A 13300-nucleotide genomic window follows, 5' to 3' on the forward strand; every position below is an offset into this window, starting at 1 on the left:
GGGCGGACCCGGCGGCCGTCCCGCCGGCGGACCCCGCCGACGCGGCCCGGCGCCGCGTTCCCCTGGCGGTTCCGGCGGCGGGATCCGGCCGCGGAGGCGTCAGCCCTGTGCCACCGCGCAGCCGGACGTCACGGCCGGCAGCGGCGCAGGGACGCCCAGGGTCGGGATGCCGAGCATGACGCCGGCCGGACCGGCCGGGGCGGCGTTGCGCTTCTCCCAGGCGTCTCCGGCGCGGGTGCGGCGCACGGAGTGCGTCGGGCCCTCGGCCAGCAGGTGGTGGGGGGCGGCGTAGGTGATGTCCACGGTGACCACGTCGCCGGGGCGGACCTCGGTCTCCGGCTTCGTGAAGTGCACCAGGCGGTTGTCGGGGGCGCGGCCGGAGAGGCGGTGCGTGGCGCCGTCCTTGCGGCCCTCGCCCTCCGCGACCATGACCTCCGGGGTGCGGCCGACCTGCTTCTTGTTCTCCTCCCAGGAGATCTCCTCCTGGAGGGCGACCAGCCGCATGTAGCGCTCCTGGACGACCTCCTTGGGGATCTGCCCGTCCATGTCGGCGGCGGGGGTGCCGGGCCGCTTGGAGTACTGGAAGGTGAACGCGTTCGCGAAGCGGGCCTCGCGCACGGCGTGCATCGTCTGCTGGAAGTCCTCCTCCGTCTCGCCGGGGAAGCCCACGATGATGTCGGTGGAGATCGCGGCGTGCGGGATGGCGGCGCGGACCTTCTCGATGATGCCGAGGAACCGCTCCTGCCGGTAGGAGCGGCGCATCGCCTTCAGGATCGGGTCGGATCCGGACTGCATCGGCATGTGCAGCTGCGGCATGACGTTCGGGGTTTCCGCCATCGCCGCGATCACGTCGTCCGTGAAGTCGCGCGGGTGCGGGGAGGTGAAGCGGACCCGCTCCAGGCCCTCGATCTGTCCGCAGGCGCGCAGCAGTTTGCTGAACGCCTCGCGGTCACCGAGGTCGGAGCCGTACGCGTTCACGTTCTGTCCGAGCAGGGTGATCTCCGAGACGCCCTCGGCGACCAGCGCCTCGACCTCGGCGAGGATGTCGCCGGGACGGCGGTCCTCCTCCTTGCCGCGCAGCGCGGGGACGATGCAGAAGGTGCAGGTGTTGTTGCAGCCGACGGAGATCGAGACCCAGGCGGCGTACGCGGACTCGCGGCGGGTCGGCAGCGTGGAGGGGAAGGCCTCCAGCGACTCGGCGATCTCGACCTGCGCCTCTTCCCGGATGCGGGCGCGCTCCAGCAGCACGGGGAGCTTGCCGATGTTGTGCGTGCCGAAGACGACGTCGACCCAGGGGGCCCGCTTGACGATCGTGTCGCGGTCCTTCTGGGCGAGGCAGCCGCCGACCGCGATCTGCATGCCGGGGCGCTTGGTCTTCATCGGGGCGAGCCGGCCGAGGTTGCCGTAGAGCTTGTTGTCGGCGTTCTCGCGGACGGCGCAGGTGTTGAACACGACCACGTCGGCGTCGCCGTCGGAGCCCTCGGGGGCGCGCGTGTAGCCCGCACCCTCCAGCAGACCGGACAGCCGCTCGGAGTCGTGCACGTTCATCTGGCACCCGTAGGTGCGCACCTCGTATGTTCCCTTGACGTCCACTGCCGTGCTCCGGTCGCTGCTGCTGGTCATACAACAAGGGTAGGCGGTACCCGGGAGCCCTCCGGTCCCCCGTGCGGCCTGCCCCGGGCAGGCGCGCCGTGACAGGACGGCGGACGGGTGGCAGGATCGCGGCCATGCCTCTCGTACCGCCCCGGATCAGCAGGCGCCACGCCCTGCGGGCCCTGGTGGCCGTCCTGGCCGTGCTCGGGGTCCTGGTGTGGTGGCTGAAACCGTTCGGGGAGCCGGAGCTCGAGGGCGAGCTGGCCTTCAGCACGGGCGTCCGTACCGGGGTCTACCACCGCTACGGGCAGTTGCTGGAGCAGGAGCTGCGGCGGGACATGCCCGGGATGAAGGTGCGGCTGGAGACCAGCGAGGGCTCGCAGCAGAACCTCCAGCGGGTGGCCTCCGGTGGCGCGGACTTCACGGTGGCTACGGCGGACGCGGTGGCCAAGTACCGGCAGGACGGCAAGCCCGGCGCGGCCTGGCTGCGCGGGGTCGCCCGGCTCTACGACGACTACGTGCAGCTGGTGGTCCCGGCGGGGTCCCCGGTGCAGTCGGCCCGGGACCTGCGCGGCAAGCGGGTGGCGGTCGGGCAGGACGGTTCCGGGGTGCGGCTCGTCTCGGAGCGGCTGCTGACGGCGGCCAAGCTGGACCCGCGCCGCGACATCACCCCGGTGTCCATAGGGATCGACACCATGCCTTCCGAGCTGGAGGCGGGCCGGATCGACGCCTTCTTCTGGTCCGGCGGCCTCCCGACCAACGCGGTGCGCGAGCTGTCGGAGCGGTTCGAGATCCGGCTCGTGCAGCTGGGCGACCTGGTGGAACAGCTCCAGGCGAGCGGCAGTCCGGCCCGGTACTACCGGGCGGCCGTGATGCCGCAGGACGCGTACACGCTCGCCCGGAACACCAGCGCGGTGTCCACGCTGGCCGTGCCGAACCTGCTGGTGACCACGGAGAAGGCGGACCCTGAGCTCACCGAGCAGTTCACCCGGACGGTGATCCTCAGCCGCGACGGGATCGGGCAGAAGGTGCACGCGGCGCAGCTGGTGGACCTGCGCACGGCGATCTACACCGATCCGCTGGACCTGCACGAGGGCGCCCGGCGCTACTACCGCTCGGTCAAGCCGTAGTCCTGCGCATCCCGCGGCCCTCCCCCGGACGGCCGCACTCCGCGGCCCTCCCCCGGACATATCGGTCCCGAGGCTCAGGCGGGCAGCAGCATGGCCGCAGCCGCGGCCGCGCCGATCAGTCCGGCGTCGGTGCCCAGGGCCGCCGGGACCACCCGCAGCTCCTTGACGAAGGAGAGCGTGGCGTAGGCGGCGAGGTGGCGGCGGATCGGGGCGAAGAGGGTGTCGCCGGAGGCGGCGACCCCGCCCCCGATGACCGCGATGTCCGTCTCGACGAGGGTCGCGGTGGCCGCGATCGCGGCGGCCAGGGCGCGCCCGGCCCGGTCGAAGGCGGCCCGCGCGATCGGGTCGCCCGCCTCGGCGGCGGCGGCCACGCCCGCCGCCGTGGCGTCGTCGCCGGGGGTCCAGCCCTGGGCGAGGGCCCAGCGGGCGATGGCCGTGCCGGAGGCGATCGACTCGACGCAGCCGTGGCCGCCGCAGGCGCAGCGCTCGCCGTCGAAGGCCACGCTGATGTGGCCGATGTGGCCCGCGTTGCCCGTGGGTCCGGGGTGGAGCTGGTTGTTGAGGATCAGGCCGCCACCGACCCCCGTGGACACGACCATGCAGAGCGCGTTCGCATGCCCCTGGGCGGCGCCGAGCCAGTGTTCGGCGGCGGTCATCGCAACGCCGTCACCGGCCAGGACGGTGGGCAGTGCCGTCCCGCGCGCCGCGAGTTCGGCAGCGACGCGGGCCTGGACCGGGAACTCCCGCCACGCCCCGATGTTGACCGGGCTGACCGTGCCCCGGGAGGTGTCCACCGGGCCCGCGCTGCCGATCCCGCAGCGGACCGCCGAGGGCCACAGTGCGGAGCCGGACAGGTCGGCGATCACCTCGGTCACCGCCGCCATGACGGCTTCCGCGTCGCTGCCGCGCGGGGTCGGGCGCCGGGTGGCGGCCGTCATCGTGCCGTCGGGGTGCACGAGCGCCCCGGCGATCTTCGTGCCTCCGATGTCGATCGCCACGGTCGGGCCGGACGTCTGGGCGCCGGCCCGCGGTGCGGGGAAGGGGGCGGTGGGGGTGGTCACGGTGGCGGCTCCAGTGAGGGGTCGGGATTCAGTATGCGCCGAGGGCGGGGCCGTACTCTCCCGGGGCTCAAGCCGCGGCTGCTCGCTCTCGCGGACCCGCGGGGCGCTGCCGCCGAGGACGGCGAGGAGCTCCTCGGCCGCCAGCCGCCCGAAGCCCGCGGTGTCGCGTACTAGGGCGGTGAGCCGGGGATGGGTGACCCGGCAGAGCGCGGAGTCGTCCCAGGCCACGATCGACAGCCGGCCCGGTACGGGAATGCCCAGCTCGGCGGCGACCGCGAGGCCGGCCAGGGCCATCACGTCGTTGTCGTAGACGAGCGCGGTGGGCGGCCCGGGCTCGGCCAGGACCCGGCGGGTGGCCGCGGCTCCCTCGGCGTCGGAGTAGTCGGTGACCACCGAACGCACCTGGCCGGGGCCGAGGCCGCGTGACGCGGCCTGCGACCGCAGGGATGCGATCCGGCGGGCGGTGTGGGCGAGGTCGGGCAGCCCGGCGACGTGGACGATGCGCCGGTGGCCCAGCCCGTGGAGGTGCTCCAGGACCTGGGCCATGGCACGGGCGTCGTCCGCGCGGACCGAGGACAGCCCGGCGTCCGGCTCGGCCTCGCCGACGGTGACGGCGGGCAGGGCCAGCTGTGCCAGGAGCTCCGGGCGCGGGTCCCGCGTGCGCGGGTCGACGACGAGGACCCCGTCGACGCGGCGCTCGGCCCACCAGCGGCGGTAGAGCGCGCACTCCGCGTCGACGTCCTCGACGACCTGGAACAGCAGGGCGGTCCGGGCGGCGGAGAGGGCCTCCTGGATGCCGGAGACGAGCTGGAGGAAGAAGGACTCGACGCCGAGGGTGTGCGCGGGCCTGGCGAGGACGAGCCCGACGGTCCCGGAGCGTTCGCCGGACAGGGCGCGCGCGGCACTGTTGGCCTGCCAGCCGAGCTCTTCGGCGACCCGGCGGATGCGGGCGCGGGTGTCCTGGGAGACGCCCGGCCGGTCGTTGAGCGCGAAGGACACGGCGCTCTGCGACACCCCGGCCCGGCGGGCGATGTCCTTGATGGTGGGTCTGCGGGCCATGGCCTGCCTCATTCGTCCTTCGGGTGGATCGCGCTCCGGGTGGATCGCGCGCGGCGGAATACGGACACGGCGACGGCCGGACGGTACGCGATCGCGCCCCGCCACACCGCCCCGACAGCCACCCGCCCGTACGGACGGCCCGCCACAACCGCCACCCGCCCGTACGACAGCCCGCCCCGGCGCCCCGGGGCCGCGCGCGCAGACGTGCGGCGGGCCGGGCGGGCCCCTCCCTCCGGATGCGGACGCGCACCGCCCGCGCGGCGTTTCCGGCGGCCTGGGAACGAGGGCCTAAGCGGTGTTGCGAAGGTGACCGGAATACCGCTGTCCCTCTCCGCCCGATACCTGAATTCGAGCCATTTCGCGCGCGTTACTAAAGCGCATTAGCTCCGGCAGGCTTGGGGTGCGACAACCCTTGTGCCAATGGGGCTGAAGCGCATGAGCACGAGCCCCGGCACGTCGGTCCGAGGCCCTGTTGACTTATCGCCCGGCAGCACGGAAAGTGCGTCCTCCGGCGCATTCCCCCGACCTCAGACTCCGGGAAACCCATGCACGGCGAATCCGCCCCCCGCACCCTCCGCTTCGGCGCGAACTACACACCGACGCGGGGCTGGTTCCACCACTGGTTGGACTTCGACCTCGACGAGGTCCGGGCCGACCTCGACTCGGTCGCCGCGCTCGGGCTGGACCACGTCCGCGTCTTCCCGCTGTGGCCGGTGTTCCAGCCGAACCGGACGCTGATCCGGCCGCGCGCGGTCGAGCAGCTCGTCGCGGTGGCCGACGCGGCCGCCGAGCGGGGCCTCGACGTCAACGTGGACGGACTGCAGGGGCACGTGTCCAGCTTCGACTTCCTGCCCTCCTGGACCGGGACCTGGCACCGGCGCAGCATCTTCGGCGATCCGGAGGTGGTGGCCGCGCAGGAGGAGTACCTGCGCACGCTCGCCGCCGCCCTCGCCGACCGGCCCAACTTCCTGGGCATGACGGTGGGCAACGAGGTCAACCAGTTCGCCGACGACCCGCACCCCGACCCCGACCGGATCACCCGCGAGCAGGCCGGGCGCTGGCTGGAGCGGATGCTCGCCGCCTGCGAGGAGGGCGCGCCCGGCCGGTCCCACGTGCACGCCGAGTACGACGCCGCCTGGTACCGGGACGGGCATCCCTTCACCGTGGCCCAGGCGGCGCGCCTGGGCGCCGCCACCGCCGTGCACTCCTGGGTGTTCAACGGCACCGCGCAGCGCCACGGCCCGTCCGGGACGGCGACCGAGCACCACGCCGCGTACCTGATCGAGCTGTCGAAGGCCTGGGCCCTCGACCCGCACCGGCCGGTGTGGCTCCAGGAGGTCGGGGCGCCCGCGCCGCTGATCCGGCCGGGACGGGCGGCGCGCTTCGCCGAGGCCACCGTGGCGAACGCCCTGGACTGCGCCGACGTGTGGGGGGTGACCTGGTGGTGCTCGCACGACGTGTCCCGCGAGCTGGCGGACTTCCCGGAGCTGGAGTACGGCCTCGGGCTGCTCACCAACGACCGGCGGACCAAACCGGCGGGCGCGGCCATCGCCCGGATCGCCGGGGAGTGGCGGGGCCGGGAGCACCGGCCGCCGGTACGGACCACCGCGCTGGCGGTGGACGTGGGCGGGGCGCAGGAGGCGCCGCGGCGCTCGGTGTGCGCGCCGGGCGGGGCGTTCTTCGAGGCCTGGACGGCGCTCACCGCCGACGGGGTCCGCCCGGCGGTGGTGCTGGCCGAGCGGGCCGGTGACCCGGCCCACCTGGCGGCGCGCGGCATCACGGAGGTACTCCACGTCCCGCCCCCCACCTGACGGCCCCCGGCCCCCGGCCTCGGGGCCACCCCCAGCTTCCGTCCGCGGGGCCACCCCCGGCCTCGGGTTCCGTCCGCGGGAGCCGCCGCCGCGCCCCGACCCCTGTTCCGCCACCGGCCCGCATCACCCCGCCCGCCCCTCCGGAGGAGCCCCGCATGTCCGAGACCGACCACGGCGTCGACCCTCGTACCGCCGCCGCCGGCACCGCCGCCGCCCGCGGCGTCCCCGTACGCCCGACGCGGCGCGGGGTGCTCGCCGCGGGCGCCGGGGCCGGGGCCGGCGCCCTGCTGGGCCCGCCCGCCCCCGCCCGGGCGGTCCCCGTATCCGGGCCCCGGGCCGCCGGGCCGGCGCCGGGCGGTCCGGACCCCGCCGACCTGGCCCCGTACGCCTCGTACTGGTTCCCGGACTCGCTCCCGCCCGGCACCCCCGGCCCGGGCATCGTGTGGCGCTCCCTGAAGCGGTGGACCCCGGAGTCCGACCCCGACCTCGCCCACAACAGCGCCACCGTGCCGCTCGCCCCCCGCTTCACCCCGGTCCCGCCCCATCCGGGCGCCCGCGCCGGCCAGGCCCGGATCTCCTCGCTCGTCTCCTTCGGGCCGACCGCGCGGAACCCGTCGCAGGGCTCCCCGACCGCCGACTCCTACGCCCTGACGCACTGGGCGTACATCGACGAGCTGGTCTTCTGGGGCGGCTCCGCCGGCGAGGGGATCGTGCTGGCCCCGAACGCGCCGGTGGTCGACGCAGCCCACCGCAACGGGGTCCGCGTGCTCGGCAACGTCTTCCTGCCGCCCGTGGCCTACGGCGGCGACCTCCAGTGGACCCGCGATCTCGTCCAGCGGGACTCCCTCGGCCGCTTCCCGATCGCCGAGAAGCTGGCCCTGGTGGCGTCCGCGTACGGCTTCGACGGCTGGTTCGTCAACGCCGAGACCGACGGCGGCGACAGCGGACTCGCCTCCCGGATGCGGGAGTTCCTGCATGCGTTACGGGCGGCCGGCGCTCCGCACGGGCTGCGCACCACCTGGTACGACGCCATGAACAGCACCGGCCGGGTCGGCTGGCAGGGGGCGCTGAACGAGCTCAACCAGGAGTTCTTCGAGGACCGGACCGGCCGGGTCTGCGACACCCTGTTCGTCGACTTCCGCTGGACCCCGGAGAAGCTGGCCTCGTCCGGAGCGCTCGCGGACCGGCTCGGGCGCAGTCGCCACGAGCTGTGGGCGGGCGTGGACGTGGAATCCAACGGCTGGAACACCGCAGCCCGTTGGGACGCGATCGTCCCGCGCGGGCGCGACCACGTCGTCAGCTACGGCTTCTACCGGCCGGAGTGGACGCGCGACCACCTCGCCGACCGCTCCCCCGGCGCCTTCCACCGCGCCGACGACCGGTTCTGGACGGGCGAGTCCCTCGATCCCTCCCGCCCCGCGCCCGAGGGCGGGTGGCGGGCCCCCGCCACGGTCGTCGCCGACCGGTCCACGGTCGCCTCGCTGCCGTTCGCCTGCGCGTTCAACACCGGGCACGGGGAGCGCTGGTACGAGGCGGGCGAGGTGGTCTCCGACGCCCCCTGGAGCCACCTCGGGCTCCAGGACCGGCTCCCGGGCCGCCGCTGGGCCGTGGAGACCTCCGGGACGCGGCCCGCCGTGACCCTGGACTTCGCGCGGGCCTGGCGCGGCGGCTCCAGCCTGCTGGTGACGGGGCTGCTCACCGCGCCGGCCGCGGTCGGGCTGCACGCCACCCGGCTGCCGCTGACCCGCTCCACCGTGCTGGAGCTGGTGCACACCACCGGGTCGGGTCCGGTCGGGGTGGAGGTCGGGGTGGCCGTCCGCGAGCCGGCCACCCCGGGTGCGCCGGTCCCGTACGCCTGGTTCCCGGCGCGGGAGCCCGCCTCGGGGCCGGGCTGGCGCACCGCGCGGTTCGGGCTCGCCGCCCTCGCGGGCAGGACGGCGTACGGGTTCGCCGTGCGGATCACCGCGCGCGGGAGCGGCCCGGTGGAGTGGCGGCTCGGCGCCCTGTCGGTACGCGACGGCTCCGCCGGAGGGCGGCCGGCTCCGCCCGCCGCGCTGACCGTGGACGCCTCGGCCGTACGGGACGGCACGGCGGCGGTCCGCCTGTCCTGGCAGCGCGCGCCGGGACGGGGTTCGGGACGGAGGCCGGTCCGGCACCACGAGGTCTGCCGCGTCCTGCCCGACGGCACCCGCCGCTTCCTCGGCGGCACCTGCGGGACGGCCCTCCACCTCCCGGCGGTCCCCCGCGCCGGCCGGGAGCGGGCGGTCGCCTTCGAGGTACGGGCCGTGGACGAGCTGTACGCGGCCTCCGCCCCGGCCCGCACCACGCTCCCCTGGGGCTGAGCCCTCAGCCGGCGTCGGGGTCGGTGCGCGGGACGGCCACGGTCACCCGCAGTCCGTGCGGCGGGTTGTTCTCGTACGAGAGTGACCCGCCGCCCGCGGCGAGCAGGGCCCGGGAGATCGACAGGCCCAGGCCGGAGCCCTTGACGTTCTGGTGCCGCCCGCTGCGCCAGAAGCGGTCGCCGACGCGGAGCAGCTCCTCCTCGGTGAGGCCGGGCCCGCGGTCGGCGACGACCACGCGGACGGTCCGTGCGGCGGCCGCGACCGACACCTCGACCTCCTCCCCCGAGGGGGTGAACTTGAGGGCATTGTCGATGACGGCGTCGAGCGCGCTGGACAGTGCGATGGGGTCGGCCCAGCCGGTGACGGCGCTGCGGCCCGTCACGGTGAGCCGTACGCCCTGCTCCTCGGCGTACGGCCGCCAGGACGCCGCCCGCTCGGCGGCCAGCGCCCCGATGTCGGTGAGGCTGATCTCCGCGGAGGCGTGCTCGGCGAGCGCCAGGTCGAGCAGGTCGTCCAGGACCTGCGTCAGGCGCTTGCCCTCGGTGCGCACGGAGGCGATCTCCTCGTTGCCCTCGGGGAGTTCCAGGGCGAGGAGCTCGATCCGCAGGAGCAGCGCGGCGAGCGGGTTGCGCAGCTGGTGGGAGGCGTCCGCGACGAACGCCCGCTGCTGCTCCAGCACCTCTTCGACGTTGTCGGCCATCTCGTTGAACGAGCGGGCCAGACGCTGGAGTTCCGGCGGCCCGCCGGCGGCCGCGACCCGCGAGTTCATCCGCCCGGTGGCGATGCCGTGGGCGGCCGCGTCCAGGGTCTGGACGGGCTTGAGGACCCAGCTGGTCAGGCGCAGGGCGGCGCCGAAGGCGACCAGCATGGCGGCGGCCAGTCCGCCCGCGATGATCAGCCAGCCGCGCAGGATCCGGCCGCGCATCTGGTCGGTCGGCGATTCGGTGGCGACGACGGCCACGACGTCCCCGTCGAGGACGACCGGGGAGGCCACGAGCAGCTTTCCGTGCGTCTGCCAGGGCCACACCTGGGCGGGGTCGTGGCTGCGGCGCCCGGCGAGGGCCTCGTCGAAGGCGCTGCGGCCCTCGCCCTTCGCGGGGAGCTCCCACCAGCCCGGGGAGCGGGCCATGGCGTTGTCGTCGCGGTAGAAGATGCCGACGCGGATGCCGTACAGCTCCTGGTAGCGGGCGAGCTCCAGCTGCAGGGTCGCGCGGCGCTCGTCGGCGCCGGTGGATCCGGAGCCCTCGGCGTCGACGACGAACTGGGCGAGGGCGGCGAAGCGGGCGCTGTCGTCGATCCGGTCGACCACCACCCGCTGCTGCTGGCCGGCGGCCAGGCTCACGGCCAGCGGGAACCCGAGGGCGAGCAGCGTGCCCGCCATCAGGACGACGAGCAGCGGGAGCAGCCGGGCACGCACGTCGGGATCCCGCTAGGGGGCGGCCGGGGCGACGAGCCGGTAGCCCACCCCGCGGACGGTCTCGATGAGGGCGGGCATGCGCAGCTTGGAGCGCAGCGAGGCGACGTGCACCTCCAGGGTGCGGCCCGTGCCCTCCCAACTGGTGCGCCAGACCTCGCTGATGATCTGTTCGCGGCGGAAGACGACCCCGGGCTGCTGGGCGAGCAGGGCCAGCAGGTCGAACTCCTTGCGGGTGAGCGGCACGTCGGCGCCGTCCACGCTGACCCGGCGGGTGGGCAGCTCGATGCTGACGGTGCCGAGGCGGACGACGGCGGGCGTGCCGGTACCGGTGGCGGCGGCCTCCTCGGAGGCGCCGGCGCGCCGGGCGACGGCGTGGATGCGGGCGAGGAGCTCGCCGGTGTCGTACGGCTTGGTGACGTAGTCGTCGGCGCCCATGTTCAGCCCGTGGATGCGGGAGCGGACGTCGGCCCGGGCGGTCACCATGATGACGGGCGTGGCGGTGCGCTTGCGGATCTTGCCGCAGACCTCGTAGCCGTCCTGGTCGGGCAGGCCGAGGTCGAGCAGGACGACGCCGAAGGGCGGGGCTCCGGCGGGCAGCAGTGCCTGAAGGGCCTCCTCGCCGTTGCGGGCGTGGGTGACCCGGAAGCCGTGCCGGGCGAGGATCGCGGACAGGGCGGCGGCGACGTGGTCGTCGTCCTCGACGAGCAGCAGTCTCATGCCGTCTCCCTCTCCTCTTCTTGCTCTTCAGCTTCCGTACGCATGGCCACCCTGCATCCACGCCGATGCGGAGTCCCACGTCAAGGGGGTTCCGGTGCGGCGCGCCTTCTGTTACGCACCCGGTACGCGCCCGGGGCGGCAGCGCGGGCGGTGCGTACGGAGCGTATCCGGGCGAGGCCGGATCGTTATCCTCAATTCTCCCTCAGATGTGATGACGTTGTGCGCGCCACGTCACTACTGTCCTCCCAACCGAGGAGGACGGAGCAAGAAGCCGATGAGCGGAGTATCAGTGACCAAGGACGTGCAGGACGCGGCCGGCGCCGCGGACGACCTGGTCGTACTGAGCAACGTCAACAAGCACTTCGGCGCGCTGCACGTGCTTCAGGACATCGATCTGAGCATCGCCCGCGGTGAGGTCGTCGTCGTGATCGGTCCTTCGGGATCGGGCAAGTCCACGCTGTGCCGGACCATCAACCGCCTGGAGACCATCGACTCGGGCACCATCACGCTCGACGGAAGCCCGCTGCCCGCCGAGGGCAAGGCGCTGGCCCGGCTGCGCGCCGACGTGGGCATGGTCTTCCAGTCGTTCAACCTCTTCGCGCACAAGACGGTGCTGGAGAACGTCATGCTGGGCCAGCTCAAGGTCCGCAAGACCGACCAGAAGGCCGCCCGCGAGAAGGCCGTGTCCCTGCTGGACCGGGTGGGCGTCGGCTCGCAGGCCGACAAGTACCCGGCGCAGCTGTCCGGTGGTCAGCAGCAGCGCGTGGCGATCGCCCGCGCGCTGGCGATGGACCCGAAGGTGATGCTGTTCGACGAACCGACCTCGGCGCTCGACCCGGAGATGATCAACGAGGTGCTGGAGGTCATGCAGCAGCTCGCCCGGGAGGGGATGACGATGGTCGTCGTCACGCACGAGATGGGCTTCGCCCGCTCCGCGGCGAACCGGGTCGTCTTCATGGCCGACGGCAAGATCGTCGAAGAGGCCGCGCCCGAGCAGTTCTTCAGCAACCCGCGCAGCGACCGGGCCAAGGACTTCCTGTCGAAGATCCTGCACCACTGAGGGTCAGGTCTGGTAGTCATCCGGTGACGGGCCGCCGCCCGACCGGCTGCTGCCGACTGCGCACGTGCCGTAAAGCGTCGCTCGTCGTTCAACAACGTCTCACTCCGAGGGAAGTTCACCATGAAGATCTCCAAGGTCGCCACGACCGCGGCCATCGCCGTCGCTCTCGCCCTGACCGCGACCGCCTGTGGCGGCAGCGCGAAGGATGCCGCGAGTGACGGCGGTGCGTCCGGTGGCGCCGCCAAGGACAAGCTCGTCGTCGGCATCAAGTACGACCAGCCCGGTCTGGGCCTGAAGACCCCGGACGGCAAGTACACGGGCTTCGACGTCGACATCGCGACGTACGTGGCCAAGGAGCTCGGCTACCAGCCGGACCAGATCGAGTTCAAGCAGGCCGTCAGCGCCGAGCGCGAGAACCTGATCGCGAACGGCGACGTGAAGTTCGTCGTCGCGACCTACTCGATCAACGACAAGCGCAAGGAGAAGGTCGACTTCGCCGGCCCGTACTTCCTCGCGCACCAGGACCTGCTGGTCCGCGCCGACGACACCTCGATCACCAAGGCCGAGGACCTGAACAAGAAGAAGCTCTGCTCGGTCACCGGTTCGACCTCGGCGCAGAACGTCAAGACCAAGCTGGCCCCCGAGGCCGACCTGCTGGAGCAGGGTGGCTACTCCGAGTGCCTCACCGGCCTGGAGAACAAGGCCGTCGACGCGCTGACCACGGACAACTCGATCCTGGCGGGCTACGCGGCACAGGAGAAGAACAAGGGCAAGTTCAAGCTGGCCGGGCTGAGCCTGAGCAACGAGAACTACGGCATCGGTCTGAAGAAGGGCGACAAGGAGCTCCAGACCAAGATCAACGCCGCGCTCAAGAAGATGGTCGCGGACGGCAGCTGGCAGAAGGCCGTGGACACCAACCTCGGTCCGGCCAACTTCAAGAGCGAGCCTGCCCCGCAGATCACCGAAGGCAGCTGATTCATCGGTGAGGTGCGCCGCCGCCCGCCTGTCGCGGGCAGCGGCGCACCACACAGGCCAACCGGGGGGGGGCGCCCGGCCGGCGGTTGCGTTTTATTTAATAAAGGGAGAAAAACGCTGTAAATAAAAAAAAAA

General features: G+C 73.5%; 9 protein-coding genes and 1 pseudogene. 5 read left to right on the forward strand and 5 right to left on the reverse strand.

From position 1 onward, the window contains the following. Nucleotides 1-99: 99 nt before the first annotated feature. Nucleotides 100-1623, reverse strand: a complete 1524-nt coding sequence (gene miaB, locus ACFWTC_RS24655; protein ID WP_383922342.1) for a tRNA (N6-isopentenyl adenosine(37)-C2)-methylthiotransferase MiaB — start codon at nucleotides 1621-1623, stop codon at nucleotides 100-102. A gap of 104 nt (nucleotides 1624-1727) precedes the next feature. Here miaB and ACFWTC_RS24660 point away from each other — a divergent pair, with 104 nt between their 5' ends. Continuing rightward, complete coding sequence (locus tag ACFWTC_RS24660; RefSeq protein WP_383922345.1) at nucleotides 1728-2723, forward strand: TAXI family TRAP transporter solute-binding subunit; 996 nt, start codon at nucleotides 1728-1730, stop codon at nucleotides 2721-2723. Nucleotides 2724-2797: 74 nt separating this feature from the next. Here the strand turns inward: ACFWTC_RS24660 and ACFWTC_RS24665 are convergent, their stop codons facing one another. Continuing rightward, the gene (locus ACFWTC_RS24665) at nucleotides 2798-3721 is read right to left on the reverse strand and encodes an ROK family protein (protein ID WP_383922367.1); all 924 of its coding nucleotides are present in this window, start codon (nucleotides 3719-3721) and stop codon (nucleotides 2798-2800) included. Between the two features lie 99 nt (nucleotides 3722-3820). Further along, nucleotides 3821-4855 (reverse strand): annotated as a pseudogene (locus ACFWTC_RS24670) (LacI family DNA-binding transcriptional regulator); the annotation flags it as partial. 533 nt (nucleotides 4856-5388) lie between these two features. On the opposite strand from ACFWTC_RS24670, the gene ACFWTC_RS24675 reads away from it, so the two are divergent. Both ACFWTC_RS24675 and ACFWTC_RS24680 read left to right on the forward strand, forming a co-directional pair. After that, a complete protein-coding gene (locus ACFWTC_RS24675; RefSeq protein WP_383922347.1) occupies nucleotides 5389-6654 on the forward strand; it encodes a glycosyl hydrolase in 1266 nt (421 codons plus the stop codon). Nucleotides 6655-6809: 155 nt separating this feature from the next. Further along, a complete protein-coding gene (locus ACFWTC_RS24680) occupies nucleotides 6810-8996 on the forward strand; it encodes an endo-beta-N-acetylglucosaminidase (RefSeq protein ID WP_383922350.1) in 2187 nt (728 codons plus the stop codon). A gap of 4 nt (nucleotides 8997-9000) precedes the next feature. Here ACFWTC_RS24680 and ACFWTC_RS24685 read toward each other — a convergent pair whose 3' ends face one another. Then, nucleotides 9001-10413 carry an ATP-binding protein gene (locus ACFWTC_RS24685; protein WP_383922353.1) on the reverse strand — a complete coding sequence of 471 codons (1413 nt, stop codon included), beginning with the start codon at nucleotides 10411-10413 and terminating at the stop codon, nucleotides 9001-9003. Nucleotides 10414-10425: 12 nt separating this feature from the next. Beyond that, entirely contained in the window at nucleotides 10426-11130 is a 705-nt protein-coding gene (locus ACFWTC_RS24690) for a response regulator transcription factor (protein WP_267726784.1), read from the reverse strand. Nucleotides 11131-11404: 274 nt separating this feature from the next. Between ACFWTC_RS24690 and ACFWTC_RS24695 the strand changes: the two genes are divergently transcribed. Together ACFWTC_RS24695 and ACFWTC_RS24700 are read left to right on the forward strand one after the other, a co-directional pair. Then, complete coding sequence (locus ACFWTC_RS24695; RefSeq protein ID WP_383922356.1) at nucleotides 11405-12190, forward strand: amino acid ABC transporter ATP-binding protein; 786 nt, start codon at nucleotides 11405-11407, stop codon at nucleotides 12188-12190. A 120-nt stretch (nucleotides 12191-12310) separates the two neighbouring features. Then, nucleotides 12311-13165, forward strand: coding sequence for a glutamate ABC transporter substrate-binding protein (locus tag ACFWTC_RS24700; RefSeq protein WP_383922359.1), 855 nt, complete (start codon nucleotides 12311-12313; stop codon nucleotides 13163-13165). Nucleotides 13166-13300: the final 135 nt, after the last annotated feature.

The sequence above is a fragment of the Streptomyces sp. NPDC058619 genome (assembly GCF_042717785.1).
Taxonomy (GTDB): domain Bacteria; phylum Actinomycetota; class Actinomycetes; order Streptomycetales; family Streptomycetaceae; genus Streptomyces.